22 protein-coding genes and 4 tRNA genes are annotated in these 22,009 nt (G+C 72.6%); 6 read left to right on the plus strand and 20 right to left on the minus strand.

Annotated elements, in window-relative coordinates:
* Window positions 1–7 precede the first annotated feature (7 nt).
* From rplL to DQ239_RS03885, 7 genes are all read right to left on the minus strand, one after another.
* Window positions 8–400, minus strand: a complete 393-nt coding sequence (gene rplL, locus DQ239_RS03855) for a 50S ribosomal protein L7/L12 (protein WP_113832932.1) — start codon at window positions 398–400, stop codon at window positions 8–10.
* A gap of 17 nt (window positions 401–417) precedes the next feature.
* On the minus strand, window positions 418–1,035 hold the full coding sequence (rplJ, locus tag DQ239_RS03860) for a 50S ribosomal protein L10 (protein ID WP_113832934.1): 618 nt from the start codon (window positions 1,033–1,035) through the stop codon (window positions 418–420).
* 300 nt (window positions 1,036–1,335) lie between these two features.
* The gene (gene rplA / locus DQ239_RS03865; protein WP_113832936.1) at window positions 1,336–2,055 is read right to left on the minus strand and encodes a 50S ribosomal protein L1; all 720 of its coding nucleotides are present in this window, start codon (window positions 2,053–2,055) and stop codon (window positions 1,336–1,338) included.
* Window positions 2,056–2,141: 86 nt separating this feature from the next.
* Window positions 2,142–2,570, minus strand: coding sequence for a 50S ribosomal protein L11 (gene rplK / locus DQ239_RS03870; protein WP_113832938.1), 429 nt, complete (start codon window positions 2,568–2,570; stop codon window positions 2,142–2,144).
* Between the two features lie 44 nt (window positions 2,571–2,614).
* Window positions 2,615–3,523 carry a transcription termination/antitermination protein NusG gene (gene nusG, locus DQ239_RS03875; protein WP_233488711.1) on the minus strand — a complete coding sequence of 303 codons (909 nt, stop codon included), beginning with the start codon at window positions 3,521–3,523 and terminating at the stop codon, window positions 2,615–2,617.
* 44 nt (window positions 3,524–3,567) lie between these two features.
* Window positions 3,568–4,086 carry a preprotein translocase subunit SecE gene (gene secE / locus DQ239_RS03880; RefSeq protein WP_113832940.1) on the minus strand — a complete coding sequence of 173 codons (519 nt, stop codon included), beginning with the start codon at window positions 4,084–4,086 and terminating at the stop codon, window positions 3,568–3,570.
* A 72-nt stretch (window positions 4,087–4,158) separates the two neighbouring features.
* A tRNA-Trp gene (locus DQ239_RS03885) sits at window positions 4,159–4,234 on the minus strand.
* Window positions 4,235–4,431: 197 nt separating this feature from the next.
* Between DQ239_RS03885 and DQ239_RS03890 the strand changes: the two genes are divergently transcribed.
* Window positions 4,432–5,685: a pyridoxal phosphate-dependent aminotransferase gene (locus DQ239_RS03890; RefSeq protein WP_113832942.1), complete on the plus strand. Its 1,254-nt coding sequence runs from the start codon at window positions 4,432–4,434 to the stop codon at window positions 5,683–5,685.
* On the opposite strand, the gene DQ239_RS03895 is transcribed toward DQ239_RS03890, so the two are convergent.
* The 9 genes from DQ239_RS03895 to DQ239_RS03935 all read right to left on the minus strand — a co-directional run bounded on the left by DQ239_RS03895 (window position 5,682) and on the right by DQ239_RS03935 (window position 13,968).
* On the minus strand, window positions 5,682–7,100 hold the full coding sequence (locus tag DQ239_RS03895) for a M1 family aminopeptidase (protein ID WP_113832944.1): 1,419 nt from the start codon (window positions 7,098–7,100) through the stop codon (window positions 5,682–5,684). The genes DQ239_RS03890 and DQ239_RS03895 overlap by 4 nt on opposite strands.
* On the minus strand, window positions 7,097–7,525 hold the full coding sequence (locus DQ239_RS03900; RefSeq protein WP_113832946.1) for a MaoC family dehydratase: 429 nt from the start codon (window positions 7,523–7,525) through the stop codon (window positions 7,097–7,099). The genes DQ239_RS03895 and DQ239_RS03900 overlap by 4 nt, the downstream gene beginning before the upstream one ends.
* Window positions 7,522–7,962, minus strand: coding sequence for a MaoC family dehydratase N-terminal domain-containing protein (locus DQ239_RS03905; protein WP_113832948.1), 441 nt, complete (start codon window positions 7,960–7,962; stop codon window positions 7,522–7,524). The genes DQ239_RS03900 and DQ239_RS03905 overlap by 4 nt, the downstream gene beginning before the upstream one ends.
* Window positions 7,963–7,995: 33 nt before the next feature.
* Complete coding sequence (gene rpmG / locus DQ239_RS03910; protein ID WP_092194908.1) at window positions 7,996–8,160, minus strand: 50S ribosomal protein L33; 165 nt, start codon at window positions 8,158–8,160, stop codon at window positions 7,996–7,998.
* Window positions 8,161–8,265: 105 nt separating this feature from the next.
* Window positions 8,266–8,339: transfer RNA gene (locus DQ239_RS03915), tRNA-Met, on the minus strand.
* 58 nt (window positions 8,340–8,397) lie between these two features.
* Window positions 8,398–8,470, minus strand: a tRNA-Thr gene (locus DQ239_RS03920).
* A gap of 94 nt (window positions 8,471–8,564) precedes the next feature.
* Window positions 8,565–11,096 (minus strand): bifunctional diguanylate cyclase/phosphodiesterase, encoded by a 2,532-nt coding sequence (locus tag DQ239_RS03925; protein ID WP_233488713.1) that lies wholly within the window; start codon window positions 11,094–11,096, stop codon window positions 8,565–8,567.
* Window positions 11,097–11,584: 488 nt separating this feature from the next.
* Window positions 11,585–13,687 carry a hypothetical protein gene (locus tag DQ239_RS03930; RefSeq protein ID WP_113832952.1) on the minus strand — a complete coding sequence of 701 codons (2,103 nt, stop codon included), beginning with the start codon at window positions 13,685–13,687 and terminating at the stop codon, window positions 11,585–11,587.
* Window positions 13,684–13,968, minus strand: a complete 285-nt coding sequence (locus DQ239_RS03935; RefSeq protein ID WP_113832954.1) for a hypothetical protein — start codon at window positions 13,966–13,968, stop codon at window positions 13,684–13,686. The genes DQ239_RS03930 and DQ239_RS03935 overlap by 4 nt, the downstream gene beginning before the upstream one ends.
* A 150-nt stretch (window positions 13,969–14,118) precedes the next feature.
* Between DQ239_RS03935 and DQ239_RS03940 the strand changes: the two genes are divergently transcribed.
* Complete coding sequence (locus DQ239_RS03940) at window positions 14,119–14,550, plus strand: pilus assembly protein TadG-related protein (protein WP_233488714.1); 432 nt, start codon at window positions 14,119–14,121, stop codon at window positions 14,548–14,550.
* Window positions 14,551–14,613: 63 nt separating this feature from the next.
* Here the strand turns inward: DQ239_RS03940 and DQ239_RS03945 are convergent.
* Window positions 14,614–14,695 (minus strand) — tRNA-Tyr (locus DQ239_RS03945).
* 85 nt (window positions 14,696–14,780) lie between these two features.
* Between DQ239_RS03945 and DQ239_RS03950 the strand changes: the two genes are divergently transcribed.
* Window positions 14,781–15,272: a YajQ family cyclic di-GMP-binding protein gene (locus DQ239_RS03950; protein ID WP_113832958.1), complete on the plus strand. Its 492-nt coding sequence runs from the start codon at window positions 14,781–14,783 to the stop codon at window positions 15,270–15,272.
* Between the two features lie 61 nt (window positions 15,273–15,333).
* Here DQ239_RS03950 and DQ239_RS03955 read toward each other — a convergent pair whose 3' ends face one another.
* Both DQ239_RS03955 and DQ239_RS03960 read right to left on the minus strand, forming a co-directional pair.
* Window positions 15,334–16,227, minus strand: coding sequence for an SDR family oxidoreductase (locus DQ239_RS03955; protein WP_113832960.1), 894 nt, complete (start codon window positions 16,225–16,227; stop codon window positions 15,334–15,336).
* Window positions 16,228–16,274: 47 nt separating this feature from the next.
* The gene (locus tag DQ239_RS03960; RefSeq protein ID WP_113832962.1) at window positions 16,275–17,024 is read right to left on the minus strand and encodes an SDR family oxidoreductase; all 750 of its coding nucleotides are present in this window, start codon (window positions 17,022–17,024) and stop codon (window positions 16,275–16,277) included.
* Window positions 17,025–17,152: 128 nt separating this feature from the next.
* Between DQ239_RS03960 and DQ239_RS03965 the strand changes: the two genes are divergently transcribed.
* Window positions 17,153–17,797: a TetR/AcrR family transcriptional regulator gene (locus DQ239_RS03965; protein WP_113832964.1), complete on the plus strand. Its 645-nt coding sequence runs from the start codon at window positions 17,153–17,155 to the stop codon at window positions 17,795–17,797.
* A 19-nt stretch (window positions 17,798–17,816) separates the two neighbouring features.
* Here DQ239_RS03965 and htpX read toward each other — a convergent pair whose 3' ends face one another.
* Window positions 17,817–18,695 (minus strand): zinc metalloprotease HtpX, encoded by an 879-nt coding sequence (gene htpX, locus DQ239_RS03970; protein ID WP_113832966.1) that lies wholly within the window; start codon window positions 18,693–18,695, stop codon window positions 17,817–17,819.
* Between the two features lie 164 nt (window positions 18,696–18,859).
* On the opposite strand from htpX, the gene DQ239_RS03975 reads away from it, so the two are divergent.
* Window positions 18,860–20,872: a 2-oxoacid:acceptor oxidoreductase subunit alpha gene (locus DQ239_RS03975; protein ID WP_233488716.1), complete on the plus strand. Its 2,013-nt coding sequence runs from the start codon at window positions 18,860–18,862 to the stop codon at window positions 20,870–20,872.
* Entirely contained in the window at window positions 20,869–21,969 is a 1,101-nt protein-coding gene (locus tag DQ239_RS03980) for a 2-oxoacid:ferredoxin oxidoreductase subunit beta (RefSeq protein ID WP_233488719.1), read from the plus strand. Before DQ239_RS03975 ends, DQ239_RS03980 begins: the two co-directional genes overlap by 4 nt.
* Window positions 21,970–22,009 lie beyond the last annotated feature (40 nt).

Genomic DNA, 22,009 nt, shown 5'->3' on the forward strand with positions numbered 1-22,009 from the left:
GGGTCCTTTACTTGACGGTGACGGTGGCGCCGGCGCCCTCGAGGGCGGCCTTGGCCTTGTCCGCAGCGTCCTTGGCGACCTTCTCCAGGACCGGCTTCGGCGCGTTGTCGACCAGGTCCTTGGCCTCCTTGAGGCCGAGCGAGGTCAGGCCGCGCACCTCCTTGATGACCTGTATCTTCTTGTCACCGGCGGACTCGAGGATGACGTCGAACTCGTCCTGCTCGGCAGCGGCCTCGGCACCGCCACCGCCGCCACCGGCGGCCGGGGCGGCCGCGACGGCCACGGGAGCAGCAGCGGTGACCTCGAAGGTCTCCTCGAACTGCTTCACGAAGTCGGACAGCTCGAGGAGGGTCATCTCCTTGAACGCGTCGAGCAGCTCTGCACTGGAAAGCTTGGCCATGTCGATCTCCTTCTGGGTCAGTCGTCGCTGGCCGCGTCGGCGGCGGCAGCGTCGGTCTCGGGGGTGGTGTCAGCAGCAGGTGCGTCGTCGGCGGCAGGAGCGGCCTCGGCAGCCGGGGCGTCGGCGGCCTTCTTCTCCTGCAGCGCAGCGGCGAGGCGGGCGACCTGCGACAGCGGGGCCTGGAAGAGCCCGGCAGCCTTGGTCAGGTTGCCCTTCATCGCGCCGGCCAGCTTGGCCAGCAGGACCTCACGGGGCTCGACGTCGGCGAGGCGGGTGACCTCGGAGGCGTCGACCGGTCGGCCGTCGACCACGCCGCCCTTGACGACGAGCAGCGGGTTGGCCCGCGCGAAGTCGCGAAGGGCCTTGGCGCCCTCGACCGGGTCGCCCTCGATGAAGGCGATCGCGGTGGGACCGGTGAGCAGCGGGGCCAGCTCCGTGAAGCCGACCGAGTCCGCCGCCCGCTTCGTCAGGGTGTTCTTGACGACCGCGTAGCTGCTGCCCGCACCGAGGGAACGACGCAGCTCGGTCAGCTGCGCCACGGTCAGCCCGCGGTACTCGGTGAGCACCGCCGCACTCGAGTTCTGGAACCGCTCGGTGATCTCGTCGATCACCGCGGCCTTCGCCTGCGTGGGCATGGGCCTCCTCTCGTCTGTCGGGCGACCACTGGCCATCGCACGAGCGCGGGCGATCGGGTGCCCCGGAGACGAGGAACGCCCCGGCGCAGGCGCACGGGGCGAGAGGCGGGCGCACGGGCCCGCCGATCGAACCGTCCTCCTGCGCGGGCCGCCCGGAACTCCGGGACCTTCGATCGCACGCGGACGTGCGACGACCAGCGGTCGTGGGGGGAACGACGACAAGGGTACGCGATACGACGACGGCCCCGCCGCGCAGGTGCGCAGCGGGGCCGTCGTGAGGTGCTGGGAAGGCGGTCCTCCTTACGCGGAAGGCTCGTCCGCCAGCATGTTGCGGGTGCGGTTCGGGTCGACCGGGATGCCGGGGCCCATCGTCGTCGAGATGGTGACCTTCTTGACGTAGCGGCCCTTGGCCGACGACGGCTTGGCGCGCAGCACCTCGTCGAGGGCGGCCGCGTAGTTCTCGACCAGCTTCTCCTGGTCGAAGGAGGCCTTGCCGATGACCAGGTGCAGGTTGGCCTGCTTGTCGACGCGGAAGTTGATCTTCCCGCCCTTGATGTCGTTGACCGCCTTGGTGACGTCGGGGGTCACGGTGCCGGTCTTCGGGTTCGGCATCAGGCCGCGGGGGCCGAGGATGCGGGCGATCCGACCGACCTTGGCCATCTGGTCCGGTGTCGCGATGGCGGCGTCGAAGTCGAGGAAGCCGCCCTGGATGCGCTCGATCAGGTCGTCGGACCCGACGACGTCGGCGCCGGCGGCCTCGGCCTCGGCGGCCTTGTCACCGGTCGCGAAGACGATGACGCGGGCGGTCTTGCCGGTGCCGTGGGGCAGGTTGACCGTGCCGCGGACCATCTGGTCGGCCTTGCGCGGGTCGACGCCGAGGCGCATCGCGACCTCGACGGTGGCGTCGTAGGACGTCGTCGACGTCTCCTTCGCCAGCGCGGCGGCCTGGAGCGGGCTGTACAGGGTGGCGCGGTCGACCTTGTCGGCCACCGCGCGGTACTTCTTGCCGTGCTTCGCCATGGTGGTTCCTCTCGCGGGGTCAGTGACCCCGATCGTGTGGTGAACGGGCCTGGCGGGGCCCTCCCACTGCTTCAGGTGGAGCTGGTTCAGACGACCGTGATGCCCATCGACCGGGCGGTGCCGGCGATGATCTTCTCGGCGTGGTCGAGGTCGTTGGCGTTGAGGTCGGCCATCTTGGTGGTGGCGATCTCGCGGACCTGGTCCCGGGTGACCGTGGCGACCTTGGTCTTGTGGGGCTCGCCCGAGCCCTTCTCGACACCGGCGGCCTTGAGCAGCATGCGCGCGGCCGGCGGGGTCTTGGTGACGAACGTGAACGACCGGTCCTCGAAGACCGAGATCTCGACCGGGATCACGTTGCCGCGCTGCGACTCGGTCGCGGCGTTGTAGGCCTTGCAGAACTCCATGATGTTGACGCCGTGCTGGCCGAGCGCCGGACCCACGGGCGGCGCGGGGGTGGCCGCACCGGCGTTGATCTGGAGCTTGATGACCGCGGTCAACCGCTTCCTGGGGGGCATGACTTCCTTCTATCGGTGGTGGATCAGCTGGCGCGCCGGGGCGCTCAGATCTTGGAGACCTGGTTGAACGACAGCTCGACGGGCGTCTCGCGGCCGAAGATGGAGACGAGCACCTGCAGCTTCTGCTGCTCGGCGTTGATCTCGTTGATGGTGGCGGGCAGCGTCGCGAAGGGCCCGTCCATGACGGTGACCGACTCGCCGACCTCGAAGTCCACGAGCGCGGCGGGTGCGGCCGCGGCCGGGGTGGCCTCGCCGCCGGAGGCGCGGGCGGCCTGCGGGGCGGTGGCCGGGACGAGGATCTTGACGACCTCGTCCAGGGTGAGCGGCGAGGGCTTGGAGGTGGCGCCGACGAACCCGGTGACCCCGGGGGTGTTGCGCACGGCGCCCCACGACTCGTCGTTGAGCTCCATGCGCACCAGCAGGTATCCGGGCAGCACCTTGCGGTTGACCTGGGCGCGCTTGCCGTTCTTGATCTCGGTGACCTCCTCGGTGGGCACCTCGATCTGGTAGATGTAGTCCTCCACGTCGAGGGACTGGATGCGCGCCTCGAGGTTGGTCTTCACCTTGTTCTCGTAGCCGGCGTAGCTGTGCACGACGTACCAGTCGCCAGGCGCGATCCGCAGCGCCTTCTTCATCGCCTCGGCCGGGTCCTCGTCCTCCTCGACGGCGGGCACGTCCGAGGACGTGTCCGGCTCGGTGAGCGGGTCGCTGGCCAGGGTGTCGGGGTCGCCGGACTCGATCTCGGGCGTCGCGTCGGCGATCTCGGTGGTCGGCACGATCTCGGCGTCGTCGTCGATCGCCAGGTCGGTGGTGTCGCTGGAGCCCTCGGCGGAGCCGGTCTCACCCACGCCGGTCTCGACGTCGGCGGTGCCGCGCTGCTCGAAGCGGGCGTCGTCCAGGTCGATGCCTTCGACCGCGCTGTCGGTCTCGAAGGGCTCACGGGGGTCGGTCACAGGTTTCTCTTCCTTGTCGGATGGCGTGCGGGCGCGGGCGGAGGTCAGCCGAAGACGGCGATCACGCCCCGGGAGAAGAGCAGGTCCATCCCGGCGACCAGCGCGACCATGAACGCCACGAAGACGATGACCACGGTCGTGTAGGTGATCAGCTCCCGCCGGCCCGGCCAGATGACCTTCCGCAGCTCGGCGATGACCTCGCGGAGGAACCGGCCGATGGAGCGCTTGCGCCGGATCTCGTCGGCGCGCGCACGCTCGGCCGCGGCCCGCGACCGGGTGCCCGCACCCTCACGACCCGCGGGCCGGGAGGCCGAGCGCGCCGCACGGCGGCTGCCCGACCCCTCCGGCTCGTCGTCGTCCTCGGCGGTGATCCGCCCACCCCGGCGACGAGCCGGGGTGGCGACGACCTTGTCCTCCTCGGTCGCGGCGTCGGCGGCCACCGCGTCCTCGGCCGCCTCGAGCTCCGCGGCGTCGTCGACACCAGGGGCCTCGCGGTCGAGCTGCTCGTCGGTGAGCTCGGGGTCGCGAGGGTCGTCCTCGCGTCCCGGCTTCTCGTCGCTCACTGCGCCTCGCTCGCCTCGTGGTGGCGGTCGCTCGGGTGAGCGACCGGTGGTCGGTCGGTTCCTGCCGTGCGGTGGCAGGGGTGACAGGACTTGAACCTGCAGCCTGCGGTTTTGGAGACCGCTGCTCTGCCAATTGAGCTACACCCCTCTGCCCCTGGACGGGGCCCGGGGCCGCCTGCCTCACCACGGCAGCGCGGGGCCTCGCAGAGGTTCCGAGGCACGCCGGTGGCGGGGTCAGCTGCCCCAGGACGGCCAGTGTACGGGACCGCGGCGGGGTGCAGCCAACGTCCCACCCGAGGCGCACGAGGACGGGTGCGAGCCCGCCGACTTTGACACGATGGGGCCATGACCGCCGTGTCGCCGGACTCCGCCCTGTCCTCCTCCGAGCTGCCGCCCGCCCAGCGGCGCATCTCCCGCCGCATCGCTGGCATCGCCGAGTCGGCGACGCTCGCGGTCGACGCCAAGGCCAAGGCGCTGCAGGCCGCAGGCAAGCCCGTCATCGGCTTCGGCGCCGGGGAGCCGGACTTCCCGACGCCGGACTACATCGTCGAGGCGGCCGTCGCGGCCGCCCGGAAGCCGGCGATGCACCGCTACACCCCGGCCGGCGGCCTGCCGGCCCTCAAGGAGGCGATCGTCGCCAAGACCGCCCGCGACTCCGGCCTCCAGGTCACCCCCGCGCAGGTGCTCGTGACCAACGGCGGCAAGCAGGCCGTCTACGAGGCCCTGGCCACGATGCTGGACCCGGGCGACGAGGTGCTGCTGCCCGCTCCCTTCTGGACCACCTACCCCGAGGCGATCCGGCTGGCCGGCGGCGTCCCGGTGCCGGTCGTGGCCGACGAGCAGAGCGGCTACCTGGTGTCTGCCGCGCAGCTCGAGGCGGCCCGCACGCCGCGCACCAAGGTGCTGCTCTTCTGCTCCCCGTCGAACCCGACCGGTGCGGTCTACCCGCCCGAGCAGGTCGAGGAGATCGGCCGCTGGGCGCTGGAGGCCGGCCTCTGGGTGCTCACCGACGAGATCTACGAGCACCTGACCTACGGCGGGGCCACGGCTCCCTCGATGCCGGTCGTCGTCCCCGAGCTGGCCGACCGCTGCGTCGTCGTCAACGGGGTGGCCAAGACCTACGCGATGACCGGCTGGCGGGTCGGCTGGGTCGTCGGGCCGGCCGACGTCGTCAAGGCCGCGACCAACCTGCAGTCGCACGCCACCTCCAACGTGGCCAACGTGTCGCAGGCCGCGGCGATCGCGGCGCTCACCGGCGACCTCTCGGCGGTGGCGTCCATGCGGGAGGCCTTCGACCGGCGCCGCCGGACGATCGTCTCGATGCTCCGGGAGATCCCGGGGGTCGCCTGCCCCGAGCCGCAGGGCGCGTTCTACGTCTACCCCTCGGTCAAGGGACTGCTCGGCCGGTCGATCGGCGGGCGGACGGCGGAGACCAGCGTGGAGCTGGCCGAGCTGATCCTGGAGCAGGCCGAGGTGGCCGTCGTGCCAGGTGAGGCGTTCGGAACCCCGGGCTACGTGCGGATGTCCTACGCCCTCGGCGACGACGACCTGGTCGAGGGCGTCGGCCGGATCCAGCGCCTGCTGGCCGGCGCCGACTAATCCAAGGCGCCGGCCTCCTCGAGCACCACGCGTGCCTCGGGGAGATCGGCGAGGGCGTCGGCGACGTCGTCGGGGGTGGCGATGCTCCACGCGGAGCTCTCGACGTAGCAGCGGATGGCCGCGTCGAACGCCTCGGCCCCGGCCGCCTCGCGGGCCTCCATCAGCGCCGCGCCGCCCTTGCCGTAGACGGAGGCGGCGTACTGCCGTTGGCTGCGGAACTCGTCCATGGCCCCGCCGACATCGCCCTGCACGCCGCGGGCCCCCTCGAGGGCCTCGGCCGACCCGGGGTCGACGACGGCCTCGGCCCACGTCGCGAACGCCTCGTCCAGCCACGGGTCGCGGAACTGGGAGTTGCCGACCATCCCGTAGAACCACATGTGCGCCACCTCGTGCACCAGCACCTCGCGGCTGGGTGAGGCCTGCAAGATCGAGCCGGGGTACTCGATGCCCCCGCCGTAGTCGGGCAGCAGCGGCACGGTGAGCGTCCCGAACGGGAACGGCCCCAGAAACTCCTCGAGGTCGGCGATCGCCTCCCGGGTGGCCCCGAGCAGCTCCTCCGGCGTCGCCTCGGCCTCCGGCAGGACCCCCACGGTGACCCGGACGCCGTCGGGCGTCGTCGCCTCGGCGGTGGTGAACCGCCCGGCGGCGACGCTCACGTCGCGGGCCACCGGCTCCGCCGAGGTCCAGGTGCGCCGTCCCTCGCCGTCGGCCGGGGTCGGCTCGTCCTGGTCGCCGGTCATCAGCACGGTGAGGTCGGCGGGCGCCGACACCCGCACCGTGGTGTCGGCGGCGGGGCTGGTGGTCGTCTCGCCGGGGACCTCGACGAACGGGTCGCGCGCCCAGCCGGCGCCCGGCTCCCAGGCGAGCAGCGGGAAGCCGCTGGCCCACCACGAGACGCCGTCGTCGGCGCCGACCCGGTCGAAACCGGCGGACCCGAGGGTGAGCGTGAAGTCCAGCTCCACCTCGGTGCTCTCCCCCGCCGCGAGCGGCTCGTCCAACGTCACCACGTACGCGCCCCCGGGGTCGGCGGCCGCCAGCGGCTCGTAGCCCGACCCGGCGACGTCCTCGCCCCGGACGGCGTCCACGACCAGCCGAGCGCCGGTGGCGGCGAGCTCGGGAGCGTTGGGCACCAGCCGGAAGACCAGCTCCTCGACGTCCAGGTCGGGCGTGAAGACGACGGTCTCCGTCCCGGTCACCGTGCGCAGGTCGTCGGCCAGGCGGAAGTCCAGCGCGATCCGCGGGCGGTCGGGATCGGGCTCGGCGCGCTCGTCGCAGCCGGCCGGCCCGGCCTCGCGGGACGACGGGGACGCCGCCGGGGCATCGGCGTCGCGCACGCCTTCGGCGAAGGAGGTGCACCCGCCGAGCAGCAGCGCCGCGGCGCCGAGGAGAGCGGCGGTGCGGCGCGGCGTGCTCATGGCAGCCGGAGGACCACGCGGGCCAGGGACAGCACCTTCTCGCCGCCGCTGGTGACGGCGAGGTCCACGCGGACCCGCCCGTCGTCCAGGAGGGCGGCGACGCTGCCGCGGACCGTGATCTCGGCTCCGTCGTCGTCGTCCGGGACGGGCACCGGCCGGCCGAACCGGACCTGGAACTCCACCAGCGCGGCCGGGTCCTCGGTCCAGTCGGTGACCGCCCGTCCGGCGAGCGCCATCGTGAACATGCCGTGCGCGATGACCCCGGGGAGCCCCACCTGGGTGGCCACCCGCTCGTTCCAGTGGATCGGGTTGAAGTCGCCCGAGGCCCCGGCGTAGCGGACCAGGTCGGCGCGGGAGACGCGGTACTGCTGCTCGGGCAGCGCGGTGCCGACGGCGACGTCGGCCAGGCGCACGGGGCCGCTCACGCGCGGGCCACCAGCATCGAGGTCGCGGTGCAGACCGCCTCGCCGTCCTCGGTGGTGAGGTCCACGCGGGCGGTGAGCAGGTCGTTGCCGGCGACGGTGCGGGCGGCGTCGATCGTCGTCGTCGCGACGAGCCGGTCCCCGGCCCGGATCGGGCGGTGGTGGGCGAAGCGCTGCTCGCCGTGGACCACCCGGGAGTAGTCGATCGCGACCTCGGGGTCCTGGAGCACGACCATGGCCGCCTCGAGGGTGACCGCGATGGCGAACGTCGGCGGCGCGATCACGTCGCGGTGGCCGGCTGCGCGGGCGGCGTCGGCGTCCCGGTACAGCGGGGAGGGGTCACCGATCGCGGAGGCGAACTCGGCGATCTTGGCGCGGCCGACCTCGTAGACGGCGGAGGGCGGGTAGCTGCGCCCGACCAGTTCCCGGTCCAGCGCCATGCTCCCGCCCTCTCGCGTCGTCGACCGGCTGGGTCAGCGGGTCTCGCGGTGCAGCGTGTGCTTCCGCTCGCGCGGGCAGTACTTCATCAGCTCGAGCCGGTCGGGGTCGTTCCGCCGGTTCTTGCGGGTGATGTAGTTGCGGTTCTTGCACTCCTGGCAGGCCAGGGTGATCTTCGGACGGATGTCGGTGGCTGCCATGGAGCGCTCCTAGCCTTGTGGGACAGGACCCGGGTCCGGGTCCTGCTGTCGTGCCCGCCGGAGCCGACACGACGACGGACCCCGGGGTGCGGGGTCCGTCGGGAGTAGCGGTGACCGGACTTGAACCGGTGACACAGCGATTATGAGCCGCTTGCTCTACCAGGCTGAGCTACACCGCCGGGACGACCTGCGGCCCGGTCTCGCGACTGGACCGGAAGGTCAGCTTGCTTGTTCCAGAGCCCCTTTACGGAATCGAACCGTAGACCTTCTCCTTACCATGGAGACGCTCTGCCGACTGAGCTAAAGGGGCCTGCTCGAAGAGCCGTGCAGAACTGTACCTGACCGTCGTCGGCCCCCTGCAGGGACCCGCCGCGAGCCCTCCGACGTGCCGGGGCACCGCGCCGTCAGCCGCGGACGAACAGGCGCCGGTGGGCCGCCCCCGGGGCCGCTGTGCGCACGCCGGTGCGGGCCAGCAGCCAGTTCTCCAGCCGGTCGTCGGGCAGCGGCCGGCTGACCAGGAAGCCCTGCAGCTTGTCGCAGCCCATCTCCGTCAGCAGGTTCCGGGTCATCTCGTCCTCGACACCCTCGGCCACCACCCGCAGGCCCAGGTTGTGGGCCAGCTCGATGATCGAGCGAGCGATGAAGGACTCGCCCTGGCTGGTCGACATGCTCAGGACGAACGACTTGTCGATCTTGACCTCGTCGATGGGCAGCTGGCGCAGCTGCGACAGCGACGAGTAGCCGGTGCCGAAGTCGTCCATGGACAACCGCAGACCCAGGTCGTGCAGGTCGGCGAGCACGGTGCTGTCGCGGACGGAGTCGTCGACCACGCTGCCCTCGGTCAGCTCCAGGGTGAGCAGCTCGCCGGGGACGCCGTGCCGCTGCAGCGCGCTGCGCACACGGGCGACCAGGTCGGGCTCGGTGAGGCAGTGCACGGAGAGGTTGACCGCGACCGAGAGCGCGATGTCCTGGTCCAGCCAGCGCCGGCACCGGGCCAGCGCGAGGTCCAGCACGTGGTCGGTGACCGCGCCGATGCGGCCGATCTGCTCGGCCAGGTGGATGAAGTCGTCCGGCGGGATCGACCCGTAGCGCGGGTGCGCCCATCGGACGAGCGTCTCGACGGAGACGATGTCGGAGGTCTGCGCGTCGATGATCGGCTGGAAGACCACGCTGATCTGCCCGTCGGCCATGGCCTGCTCGATCTCGGTGCCGAGCTGCAACCGGCGGAGGCTCTGCTGGTCCAGGACCGGGTGGTAGCTGGCCACCCCGCCGGAGTCGGCCGCGGCCAGCAGGGCGACGTCGGCGCGCTGCATGAGCGTGCCGGAGTCGGTGCCGTGCACGGGCGCGGAGGCGACGCCGATGGTCAGCGTGACCTCGAGGTCCAGGCCGGCGACGCGGACGCGAGTGGCAGCGGCCTCGCGGAGGCGGCGCGCGGCGCGCTCGGTGGCGCTGAGGGACAGCCCCGGGAGCAGGACGGCGAACCGCTCGCTCTCCATGCGGGCGAGCAGCGCCTGCGGCGGCGCATGCTCGCGCAGCAGCCCGGCGGTCACCAGGAGCAACTCGTCGCTGGCGGCATGGCCCAGGGTGTCGGTGACCTCGGTGTAGTTGCCCAGCGCCGCGAGGATGAGACCCGCCCGCCCAGCAGCGGGGTCGGCCGGATCGGCCGGGCCGCCCGCGAGCAGGGCGTCGATCTCCACGGCCAGCCGCTGGCGGTTGGGCAGCCCGGTGAGCCGGTCGTGGTCGGCGTCGTAGCGGATCTGGGTGAGCAGCTGCTGGTGCCGGATGGCGGCGTTGACGTGGGTCAGCATCGAGTCGAGCGCGGCCCGGTCGCCGTCGGCGAAGGAGACGACGTCGCTGCTGCGGTCGCAGATCTCCAAGTAGCCCGGCTCTCCGGCGGCCGTCGTCAGCGGCGCCGCCAGGAGCTCCGAGACACCGCGACGGGCCAGACCGGCGGCCTCCTGCTCGTCGGCGCGTCCGGCGGACACCAGGATCGGGCCGTTGGCGGCGAGGACCGCCCGGCGGAAGACGTCGTCGGGATCGCCCGGGCCGTCGTACCAGGCCGCGCCGCTCTCGGTGGCCACCACCAGCCGGGGCGGCTCGTCGAGGTACGGGGGCAGCCACATCGCCACCCGTTCCGCGTTGAGCAGCTCGCGCAGCGACTCGACGATCTGCATGGTGCCGGCCTCGTCGGCAGCGACCTGCTCCACCTGCCGGGCGAAGCCGTAGACGCGCTCGAGCGACTGCCCCTCCCGGGTCACCGACGCGAACCGCCGGTAGACCAGCACCAGGGCCGCGGTGAGCGGCACGATGAGCAGCCACGTCCAGGCGGTCGCGTCGACCAGCAGGAGGATCGACAGGCCGGCCAGGACCGCGACCGGGCCGATCAGGACGATCGGCGCGAACACGGCCGTCCAGACCGACCGGCCCGGGTTGCCGTGCGTGGCGGTGATGGCACCGACGACGAGCAGCGCGCCCGCGACGTTGGCAGCCGCGATCGCCACGAGGTAGGACAGCCAGGCGGCCGGCTCGTCGATGTCACCGACGGGCAGGACGCGCAGCACGGCGACGGCGACGCAGACCTCGATGGTGGCGACCGCGACGTTGTAGACGATCTTCGCCTGCGGCAGGCGCTGGACGACGAGCACCACCGCCACCGCGACGGCCCGGGCCACCGCCGTCCACACCCCTCCGATCTCGGCCAGGGCGATCACGAAGGCCACCTCGCTGGCCGAGCAGTCAAAGCTCTGCCGACGGATCTCGAAGTGGAGGGCGACGGACTCGGCGGCGACGAAGGCGAGGAAGACGACGAGGATCCCGAGCACCGACGCCGGAGCAGGGCCGTCGGGTAGCACGAGGACGCTCAGCGGCACAGCCACGACGAGCGCGACCCAGGCCAGGGCCCAGGTACTCCCGAGCACCGGCGACCGTTCCTGCACGCGGGCATCCTGCTCGGCCAACTGTCACCTGCGATTCCCTGGGGAGATGGGCGCGCGAAGGCTAACAGCGGAGACCGCGCAAAGCGCCCTTCTCTGACCCGGACGGGGCAGAGAACCGGGCGATGCAGGAAAAGCTGCGGGGCAGCCGGTCGATGACCGGCTGCCCCGTAGAGGTAGGCGAGAAGCCGGACTGACGCCCGGACCTCAGTGGTAGGTCAGCGACCCCACCGGAAACCGCGACCCCACCGGAAACCACGCTGCTCGTTGCTGGCCATTGACGTCTCCTTCAGCAATGAATGACTGACTGCGGTGTGCGGCAGGCACTCACGCGCGGGGACAGAGCGTCGTTCGGTACGGACCGCACAGGGGACATTGCTGCCCGTCACCCTTACGAGGCAAGCACCGACGATCACGGCGGAGTGACGATCTTGAGTGTCGTGACTCTGCGTGCAGACAGATGGACGCAACGTCAACCGATTGGGGGAACGTCACTCCGAATCGGGGTCATCGTCCTCGAAGATCTCCACCACCTCACCGAACCCGGTTTCGACGATGTCCGACCAGCGGTCGTCCCGGGCCGGGCCCACCCCGTCACCCGTGCGCCGGAGCAGGGCTCTCACGCGGTCGCCGCCTGGCAGGGAATCCAGCGCCAGTCCCTGCCAGTCGGTCGGCGGAGAAACGGGCGCCGTCGGGTCGCCCACGACGCCCATGACCCCGGCGTAGGCGCTCTGCGCCTCGGGCGAACCGCCGGCCGTGCGCACCGCGACCTCCATCGACACGTGCCGCCCCTCGTCCACCGACGGATCCCAGGTCCCGTCCAGGTCCGCGACGACCGCGAGCCCCGAGAGCACCGGCACGAGCGCCTCTCCGCGCTTCGTGAGTTCCAGCGCGTCCTGGACCAGGTCGACGAAGTGCGCCCGGTACTGGGCCCGCTCCTGTGCCTCGAACTCGGTCAGGGCGTACTCCAGACGCACCCCGTACTCCCGGACCGCCGCGTAACCGGCCGCGAGCACCGCCGCCGGGGCTGCGTCGGCCCGGGCCGCGGCGTCCGCGACTCCCCGGTCCAGCGCCGCCGCGGCGGCCGGGTCGGTCGTCAGGTAGCCCAGTCCACGCAGCACCACCTGGTCGGCGTGCCCGTCACAGGCGGCGGCCCGCACCATGGGCTCGGCGATCAGCTCCGGCCGGGCGGCGACGGCGTCGGCCAGAGCCGGGGCGATCGAAGCGGCCGTGGTCCGGTCGACGCTCCACCGCGCGGGATCGCCGTCGTCGGCCAGCCCGATGCCCAACGCCCGCAACCCCGAGCGCACGGCGATCTCGCCGTCGCTGCCCGGCTCCGCGGCGGCCCGGTCCACGACCGCGGCGAAGGCGGCTCCGTCGTCCTCCCACTGCCGGGAGAGCAGATGGCTCCAGGTCGGCTCGCCGCCGAGCAGCTCAGCGGCCTGCGCGCCGCCGTCGGGCCGGGCCAGGCGGTCGAGCACCTCGATCAGCGGATCGCCCGGCCGCCCGGGCGACGCCTGTGGTCGGGCGGCCGTGATCCACTCCCCGCCCAGCGCCCGTTCGCGCGCGATGATCTGCCGGCCCCACTCGCGGACGGTGGCCACCGGGGGGCCACCGAGCCCCTGACGTCGTGCCGCGGCGAGCACCACACCCATGCCCAGCGCCACGTGGTCGGCGTCCAGGGTGCGGACGTCGTCGGGGTCCACGTGCCGGACGTCGCGCACCTGGGCCACCGCGGCGGCCGAACCAGTCGGCACGGAGGCGCCCAGGACGGCGGCCACCACCCCCGCCAGCGCGCTGTCGGCCGAGAGCGTGCCGTCGCCCAGCAGCCGCAGCACCTCCTGCAGCCCCTCGGCACCGAGCCCGGTGAGCACCGCCGCCGCGACCGCGCCGTTGCCCGCCACCGGCAGCAGGTCGCGGGCTGCCTGCTCGAGCGCGAACGGGTCACCGCCGGCCCGGAGCACGGCCGCGAAGGCCGCACCGCGCTCCCCCAGCGCGTGCGCGTGCCATCCGGGCAGCAGGTCCTCCAGGTGCCGGACGACGATCGACCGGCCCTCGCCCGTCCCACCGCCGGCGACCACGCTGCACCGGGCCAGCACGCTCGCGGTGGCCCGGGCGTCGTCCTCGACCTCGGCGAGGAGCGTGGCGCGCAGCCGGCCGCGCTCCGCCTCCGCCGCGTACAGCTCGTCGATGGCCGCCGTGGCCCCGGGGCCTGGCAGGCCGGTCGGACCCGTCGCGGCGCCCACCCGCCCCACGGTGGCGAGGTAGTCGTCGGTCTGCGCCTCCCGCAGCTGGGCCAGGCGCCGTCGGGTGTCCGCCACCAGCTGGCCGTGCCGCACGATGCGCGCCGCCGCGTCGCGCACAGCCGCTGCCGCGTCACGGGCGAGCGAGGCGGTGCGACCCACCTGCGCGTCGGCGGCGGAGGCATCCGCGCCGGTCCATCCGCACGCGGTCGCCGGGGCGCCGGCCAGCTGCTCCCCGAGGTCGCCGAGGAAGGCGGCAGCTGCGTCCAGCCGGGTGCCCAGGACGGCGAAGGCGTGCGGATCCCCCGGCGGCGGGTCGAGCAGCACGGGATCGGGCAGCGGCAGGGTCACGGCGCCGGCTCCCGGCGGGAGGACGCCAGCAGGCCGCCGTCGAACCGCACCCACGCGTCGGCGATGCCGATGACGGTCGTGCCGAGCCAGCGGAGCTCGCCGGCCAGCGCGTCCGCGAGGGTGTGGTGGCAGTCGAGGAAGAGCGCGACCGGCACCCGCAGCGGCCCCTCCACCTCGCCCTCGTCGATCAGGCGGGCACGCACGTCGTCGGCCGTCGCGGCCCGCCCCACCAACGAACGGCCCAGCGCCCTGACCTGCTCGGCAGGCATCTCGATGCTCATCGGCGCAGTCTGTCCGTGCGGGCGGCCCCCGCGAGGCGTCGTCCACAGGCCGATCGGGGCACACGGCCACCACCCGATCGGGTGTCCACAGCATCCACAGGCAGTGTCCACAGGTCGTGGACAACGCCCATGGCCACCTACGCTCCCCGCGTGCGCACCGGCCGGGACGACTCCGAGCGGGGCTCGACCCTGCCGTTCGTGCTCGTCTGCTGGCTGGTCGCGGCCCTCATGGTGTTCGGCGCCATCGCCGCCTCGGACGCCTTCCTGGAGCAGCAGGAGGTGCAGGCGGTCTGCGACGGTGCGGCGCTGGCGGCCGCCAACCAGGCCGACGAGGCGGCGCTCTACGCCGACGGGGTGGGGACCGAGCTGCCGCTCACCCGCGCCAGCGCGCAGGCGGCGGTCGCCGACCAGCTGGACTCGGGCGCGTCGGCGCTGGACGCCTGGTCGACCGAGACCGACGGTGCCGAGGTGACGGTGCGCTGCACCCGCTTCGTCGACATCGCCTTCGGCTGGCTGTTCCTCGGGGGGCAGCAGCTCAAGCGCACCGCCACCGCCAGCGCGCGGGCGCCGACGCTGGGCTGACCGACCGCCGCCGAAACGGCGACGGCCCCCGACCTGGAGGGTCGGGGGCCGTCGTACCGGGCGTGGCGGGTGAAGGATTCGAACCTTCGTAGGCTAAGCCGACGGATTTACAGTCCGCTCCCATTGGCCACTCGGGCAACCCGCCGTGCAGTGGTACCAGAGCAGAATACAAGACGGCGGACGCCGACCTCGGGCCCCCGAGGGGCGCCCGCCCGACGAGGGGAGAACCCATGGCCGACGCGTCCTTCGACGTGGTCAGCAAGGTGGACCGGCAGGAGGTCGACAACGCCCTGAACCAGGCGGGCAAGGAGCTGTCGCAGCGCTTCGACTTCCGCGGCACCAACGCCACCATCGCCTGGGCGGGCGAGGAGGGCGTCACCCTCCAGGCCGACACCGAGGAGCGCGTCTCGGCCGCCCTGGAGGTGTTCAAGGAGAAGCTGATCAAGCGGAACATCTCGCTGAAGGTCCTCGACGCCGGCGAGCCGCAGTCCTCGGGCAAGAGCTACAAGATCTCCGCCCGCATCAAGCAGGGCATCGAGTCCGACGTGGCCAAGAAGATCTCCAAGCTCATCCGCGACGAGGGCCCCAAGGGCGTCCAGGCGCAGATCCAGGGTGACCAGCTCCGGGTCAGCGGCAAGAAGCGGGACGACCTGCAGGCCGTGCAGCAGCTGCTCCGCGGCGCCGACCTCGACGTCGCCCTGCAGTTCGACAACTACCGCTAGCAGCCGGCACGGACGGGGGCCGACCGCCCTCGGGCGCAGCAGCCCCCGTCCGTGGCGGGCATCAGGTGGCGGCCGGCCGCAGCAGGTCGTCCAGGCCGATGCGCCGGTAGAACTCGGCCCGGATGCGGTCGCCGACGACGTTCACGACCTCGGCCCCGTCGTCGGCGGGGTCGACGTGGACGCGGAACGGTCGCCGCCCCTTCGGGCTGTCGACCACCTCGACGATCCGGCGAGCGACCTCGGCCGGGTCGGCGTCCGCCGGCGCCAGCTCGGCCAGCCGCTCGCCGACCTGCTCCACCAGGCCGGCGTACCGGCTCTCGTAGGCCTCGGCCACGGCGGTGCCGTCCGGGTGCCCGGCGTTGGCGAAGTGGTTCGTGCCGGTGGGAAAGGACCCGGGGACGACGATCGTCGTCTCGATGCCGAAGCGGGCCAGCTCGGCGGCGTAGCTGACGGCGAGCGAGTCCTCGGCGGCCTTGGCGGCGAAGTAGGGCGCCAGGTAGGGCGGGGTGCCGCCGCGGGTGCTGCTCGAGCCGACCCACACCAGCAGCCCGTCCCCCTGGGCGCGCAGGTGCGGCAGCGCCGCGCGGTTGACCCGCTGGGTGGAGAGCACGTTGGTGTCGTAGACCTCCGCCAGCTGCTCGGGGGTGAACGCCTCGGCCGGGCCGAGGACCATGTGGCCGGCGTTGTGCACGACGACGTCGAGCCGCCCGGCGTCCTGCACGATCTGCGCGACCGCCGCGTCGACGGAGCCCTGGTCGGCGACGTCCAGCTCGACGACGCGCAGGTCGACACCGTGCTCGTCGGCGTACCGCGTGGCCTCGGCGGCGGCGGACGCATTGCGCCCGGTCGTGCCGCGCATGCCGGCGTAGACGGTGTGCCCGGCGTCGGCCAGGGCGCGGACGGTCATGGCACCGAAGCCGCTGGAGGCGCCGGTGACGACGATGGTCCTGTTCATGGTCTGCTCCTCTTCCTGCGGTGGGGTCGGGTGCGTGTCGCGGCGGCTCAGATGACGCCGCCGTTGGCGTAGAGGACCTGGCCGTTGACCCAGCGGGCCGGGCCGGCGAGGAAGGCGACGACCTCGGCCACGTCCTCGGGCGTGCCGAGGCGCTCCAGCGGAGCCATCGAGGCCAGCCGGTCGACGGCGTCCTGCGGCTTGCCGTCGAGGAACAGCGGGGTGGCCGTGGGGCCGGGAGCGACGGCGTTGACGGTGACGTCCCGGCCGCGCAGCTCCTTGGCGAGGATCAGCGTCATCGCGTCGACCGCGCCCTTGGTGGCCGCGTACGCGGCGTAGGTGGGCAGGGCGAGCTGGACGACGGAGCTGGAGAAGTTCACCAGCGCGCCGCCGGGGCGCAGCCGCCGGGCGGCCTGCTGGCTCACGACGACGGTGCCGCGCACGTTGGTGCGGTGCATCCGGTCGAAGTCGTCGAGCGACAGCTCGGTCACCGGCGAGAGCAGCATGATGCCGGCGGTGTTGACGACGACGTCGACCCCGCCGTAGGCCTGCTCGGCCGTGTCGAAGAGCGCAGCCACCTGCGCCTCGTCGGCGACGTCGGCCTGGACGGCGGTCGCCTTCGCGCCCGCCGCCGTGGCCGCGTCGACGACCTCCTGTGCCCGGGCGGCGTTGCCGGCGTAGTGGACGACGACGGTCATGCCCGCCTCGGCGAGGCGCTGGGCGACGGCGCGGCCGATGCCGCCCGAGGCGCCGGTGACGACGGCCACCCGGTCGCCGGTGGTGGGAAGCGTGCTGGTCATGTGGGCGTCCCCCTCAGGGATGGGATGGGTGCGCGTCCGCGTCGGATATGGGCGCAGCGTCCATGATAATCGACATGGACGAGTTGTCCATATACTTGGCTGGACGATCACGGACCGGGAGGACATCGATGAGCGACGTCGCGCGCGAGCAGGACGGCACCGCGTCAGCGGCGGCCCGCGACCCCCTGACCGCCCCACCCCGGCGCGGGCGCGGCCGGCGGCCGGCCGCCGAGGTGCGGGAGGAGATCCTGCTGGCCGCGGGACGCATCCTGCTGACCGAGGGGATGGGCGGCTTCACCATCGAGCGGGTCGCCGAGCTGGCCGGCGCCAGCAAGATGACGATCTACAAGTGGTGGCCGTCGAAGGGCGCGCTGGCGCTGGACGGCTACTTCGCCGGCATGGAACCGGCCCTGGCCTTCCCCGACACCGGCGACGTCGCCGCCGACCTGGCCACCCAGCTGCACACCTTCGTGCGCACGCTGCGGGACACCCCCGCCGGGCGGGTGATCGCGGAGCTCATCGGCGCGGCGCAGACCGACCCCGAGCTCGCCCGCGCCTACCGCGAGCGGTACTCCGGGCCGCGCCGCGCGCTCGCCGTGGACGCGCTGCGGCGCGGGCAGGAGCGCGGTCAGATCCGAGCCGACGTCGACCCCGAGGTGGTCATCGACCAGCTGTGGGGAGCCTGCTACCACCGGCTGCTGCTGCCCGACCAACCCCTGACCGACGGGTTCGCGGACGACCTCCTGCGCAACCTGCTGTCGGGGATCCGCTGAGCCGCGACTCGACCGCTCGTCAGCGCTGTCCGAGGTCGCGGGCCATCGCCTCGAGGCGGGCGATGCGCTCGGGCATCGGCGGGTGCGAGGCGAACATCGATGCCATGCCCTGCCCGCGGAACGGGTTGGCGATCATCAGGTGGCTCTGGGTGACCAGCCGGTCCTCCTGCGGCAGCGGGCGCGCACTGGCCCCCCGCTCGATCTTGCGCAGCGCGGAGGCCAGCGCCAGCGGGTCCTGCGACAGCTGGGCACCGGTGGCGTCGGCCTGGAACTCGCGGCTCCGGCTCACCGCCATCTGCACCAGCCCGGCGGCGAGCGGGCCGAGGAACACCAGCAGCAGCCCGCCGAGCGCGTTGCCTCCGCTCCGGTCGTCGCCGTCGCGACCGCCGAACAGCGAGGCGAACATCGCCATGTGCGCCAGGTAGGTGATGACCGTGGCCATGGCGCCGGCCACCGAGCTGATCAGGATGTCGCGGTTGTAGACGTGCGAGAGCTCGTGGGCGAGGACGCCGCGCAGCTCCCGGCGGTCCAGCAGCTCGAGGATGCCTTGGGTGACGCAGACGGCGGCGTTGCGCGGGTTCCGGCCGGTGGCGAAGGCGTTGGGCTGGTCGGTCGGGCTGACGTAGAGCCTCGGCATGGGCTGGCGGGCCTCCGTGGCCAGCTCGCGCACCATCGCGTAGAGCTGCGGCGCCTGGGTCTCGGTGACCGGGAAGGCGCGCATCGCCCGCAGGGCGAGCTTGTCGGAGTTGAAGTACGCGTAGCCGTTGACGCCCAACGCGATCACCAGGGCGATGAACAGCCCGCCCCGTCCGCCGATCAGCGCGCCGGCGAGGAGGATGAGCCCGCCCATGAGGCCGAGGAGGACGGCGGTCTTGAGTCCGTTGTTCCAGCGCTGCACGCCCCTCTCAACGGCGCCGCGCGAGTGACCGTTCCCGCACCACCACGGCCGGAATGCCTCGCCCCCTCGGGTGGTTGCCCTTCCAGAATGTGGAATCACCTTCGGGTCTCTGTACCCCGCGGTGTATCGCGCACGTAACCTCGGCCGGTGGAGGTACACCACTGATGACTGCCAGCACCCCGCCCCCCATCGGCGCGCCCGACGACGAGGTCTCCGCGACGGCCACGCACGCCGCGACCGGCGGGCTCGTCAAGAGCGTGGTCGCCCTCGACCGCGTCGTCATCCGCCTGGCCGGCGACTCCGGTGACGGCATGCAGCTGACCGGCAACCGCTTCACGAGCGAGACGGCGTCCTTCGGTAACGACCTGTCGACGCTGCCGAACTTCCCCGCCGAGATCCGGGCGCCGACGGGGACCCTGCCGGGTGTCTCGTCCTTCCAGCTGCACTTCGCCGACCACGACATCATGACCCCGGGTGACGCCCCCGACGTCCTGGTGGCGATGAACCCGGCGGCGCTGAAGTCGAATCTCGCCGACCTGCCCGGCGGCGGCCTGCTGATCGTGGACTCCGACGAGTTCACCTCCCGGAACCTGGCGAAGGTCGGTTACGCGACCAACCCGCTGGAGGACGGCTCCCTCGACGGCTGGCAGACCGTGCCGGTGCCGCTGACGTCGATGACGCTCGACGCGCTCGCCGACTCGGGCCTGGGCAAGAAGGAGGCCGAGCGCAGCAAGAACATGTTCACGCTCGGCCTGCTCAGCTGGATGTACCACCGGCCCACCGAGGGCACGGTGCGCTTCCTCGAGCGGCAGTTCCGCCGCAAGCCCGAGATCGCCGCCGCCAACATCGCCGCGTTCCGGGCGGGCTACAACTACGGCGAGACGACGGAGGCCTTCGCGGTCTCCTACGAGATCAAGCCGGCTCCGATGGACCCGGGCACCTACCGCAACATCTCGGGCAACCAGGCGCTCGCGCTCGGCGTGGTCGCGGCCGGCCAGCGCTCGGGCCTGCCGGTGTTCCTCGGCGCCTACCCGATCACCCCGGCGTCGGACATCCTCCACGAGCTGTCCAAGCACAAGGCCTTCGGCGTCCGCACCTTCCAGGCCGAGGACGAGATCGCCGGCATCGGTGCCGCGCTGGGCGCCTCCTTCGGCGGCGCCCTGGGCGTGACGACGACGTCGGGCCCGGGTATCGCGCTCAAGGCCGAGACGATCGGTCTCGCGGTCATGACCGAGCTGCCGCTGCTGATCATCGACGTGCAGCGCGGTGGGCCCTCCACCGGTCTGCCGACGAAGACCGAGCAGTCGGACCTCCTGCAGGCCATGTTCGGCCGCAACGGCGAGGCTCCGCTGCCGGTCATCGCGCCCCGGTCGCCCGGTGACTGCTTCGACGCCGCCATCGAGGCCACGCGGATCGCGCTGACCTACCGCACGCCGGTCATGCTGCTCTCAGACGGCTACCTGGCCAACGGTGCCGAGCCGTGGGCGGTCCCGGACGTCGACTCGCTGCCCGACCTGAGCGAGGCGGTCGGCTTCGCCACCGGGCCGAACGCCGAGGCCACCGACGGGAGCCCGGAGTTCCACCCCTACAAGCGCGACCCGGAGACCCTGGCGCGCGCGTGGGCGGTGCCCGGCACCTCCGGGCTGCAGCACCGCATCGGCGGGCTGGAGAAGGCCGACGGCAGCGGCAACATCTCCTACGACCCCGCGAACCACGACTTCATGGTCCGCACCCGGCAGGCCAAGATCGACGGCATCGCCGCCTCGATCGGCCCGACCGACGTGGAGGACCCGGACGGCGACGCCCGCGTGGCCGTCATCGGCTGGGGCTCGACCTACGGGCCCATCGGGGCCGCCTGCCGGCGGATCCGGGCCTCGGGCCGCAAGGTGGCGCAGATCCACCTGCGGCACATCAACCCCTTCCCGGCCGATCTCGGCGAGGTCCTCGCCCGGTACGACCGGGTGGTCTGCCCCGAGATGAACCTCGGGCAGCTCGCCCTGCTGCTGCGCGCGAAGTTCCTGGTGGACGTGCAGAGCCACACGCAGGTGAGCGGGATGCCCTTCCGGTCCGCCGAGCTGGCCGCGGTCATCCAGGACGCCATCGACACCAGCACGACCGACACCACGAGCACCGACGCGGTCCCCGCCGGGGCCGCCGTGAACGGAGCCATGCAGTGACCACGCTCGATACGCACGTGCACGACCTGGGCATGCCCGGGAACCCGATCTCCGCCGCGGTCGCCGCCTCGGTCGAGCTGTCGGGCGAGAAGAAGTCCGAGCTCAAGGCCAAGGACCTCAAGACCGACCAGGAAGTTCGCTGGTGCCCCGGGTGCGGTGACTACGTCATCCTCAACGCGGTCCAGAGCTTCCTGCCCAGCCTCGGCATCGCCCGCGAGGACATAGTGATCGTCTCGGGGATCGGCTGCTCGTCGCGCTTCCCGTACTACATGAACACGTACGGGATGCACTCGATCCACGGGCGCGCCCCGGCGATCGCCACCGGCCTGGCCGCCTCGCGGCCGGACCTGTCGGTGTGGGTCGTCACCGGTGACGGGGACTCGCTGTCCATCGGCGGTAACCACCTGATCCACGCGCTGCGCCGCAACGTGAACATGACGATCCTGCTGTTCAACAACCGGATCTACGGGCTCACCAAGGGCCAGTACTCCCCCACCTCCGAGGTCGGGAAGGTCACCAAGTCCACGCCGATGGGCTCCATCGACGCGCCGTTCAACCCCGTCTCGCTGGCGCTCGGCGCCGACGCCACCTTCGTGGGCCGGGCGATGGACTCCGACCGCAAGGGGCTCACCGACGTGCTGCGCCAGGCGGCGGAGCACAAGGGGACGTCGCTGGTGGAGATCTACCAGAACTGCAACATCTTCAACGACGGCGCCTTCGAGCTGCTCAAGGACCCGATGACGGGCACCCAGTGGTCGATCCCGCTCGAGCACGGCAAGCCGCTGGTCTTCGGGCCCGACGGTGCCTCCTGCGTCGTGCGCGACGACTTCGGCGGTCTGCGCATCGCCGAGACCAACCAGGTCGCCGCCGAGGACATCGTCGTCCACGACGCCACCCGCGAGAACCCGGCGTACGCGTTCGCGCTGTCCCGCCTCTCGTCGCAGGACCTGCGCTACACGCCCATGGGCGTCTTCCGCTCCGTCCAGAAGCCGACCTACGACGGCATGATGGCCGAGCAGCTCGACGTCGCCCGGGTCAGCGGCAGCGCCGACCTGCAGGGTCTGCTCGGCGGCGGCGAGACCTGGTCCGTGGCCTAGGACCTCGACGCCCCGACGGGCCCGTCTCCCCCCCGGGAGG

Source organism: Blastococcus sp. TF02-09 (genome assembly GCF_003319105.1).
GTDB lineage: Bacteria > Actinomycetota > Actinomycetes > Mycobacteriales > Geodermatophilaceae > Blastococcus.

Coding starts and splice junctions, on each gene's coding strand:
- rplL (WP_113832932.1), bottom strand. CDS start 400: ATGGCCAAGCTTTCCAGTGCAGAGCTGCTCGACGCGTTCAAGGAGATG.
- rplJ (WP_113832934.1), bottom strand. CDS start 1,035: ATGCCCACGCAGGCGAAGGCCGCGGTGATCGACGAGATCACCGAGCGG.
- rplA (WP_113832936.1), bottom strand. CDS start 2,055: ATGGCGAAGCACGGCAAGAAGTACCGCGCGGTGGCCGACAAGGTCGAC.
- rplK (WP_113832938.1), bottom strand. CDS start 2,570: ATGCCCCCCAGGAAGCGGTTGACCGCGGTCATCAAGCTCCAGATCAAC.
- DQ239_RS03890 (WP_113832942.1), top strand. CDS start 4,432: ATGACCGCCGTGTCGCCGGACTCCGCCCTGTCCTCCTCCGAGCTGCCG.
- DQ239_RS03895 (WP_113832944.1), bottom strand. CDS start 7,100: ATGAGCACGCCGCGCCGCACCGCCGCTCTCCTCGGCGCCGCGGCGCTG.
- DQ239_RS03905 (WP_113832948.1), bottom strand. CDS start 7,962: ATGGCGCTGGACCGGGAACTGGTCGGGCGCAGCTACCCGCCCTCCGCC.
- rpmG (WP_092194908.1), bottom strand. CDS start 8,160: ATGGCAGCCACCGACATCCGTCCGAAGATCACCCTGGCCTGCCAGGAG.
- DQ239_RS03935 (WP_113832954.1), bottom strand. CDS start 13,968: ATGAGCATCGAGATGCCTGCCGAGCAGGTCAGGGCGCTGGGCCGTTCG.
- DQ239_RS03950 (WP_113832958.1), top strand. CDS start 14,781: ATGGCCGACGCGTCCTTCGACGTGGTCAGCAAGGTGGACCGGCAGGAG.
- DQ239_RS03955 (WP_113832960.1), bottom strand. CDS start 16,227: ATGAACAGGACCATCGTCGTCACCGGCGCCTCCAGCGGCTTCGGTGCC.
- DQ239_RS03960 (WP_113832962.1), bottom strand. CDS start 17,024: ATGACCAGCACGCTTCCCACCACCGGCGACCGGGTGGCCGTCGTCACC.
- DQ239_RS03965 (WP_113832964.1), top strand. CDS start 17,153: ATGAGCGACGTCGCGCGCGAGCAGGACGGCACCGCGTCAGCGGCGGCC.
- DQ239_RS03975 (WP_233488716.1), top strand. CDS start 18,860: ATGACTGCCAGCACCCCGCCCCCCATCGGCGCGCCCGACGACGAGGTC.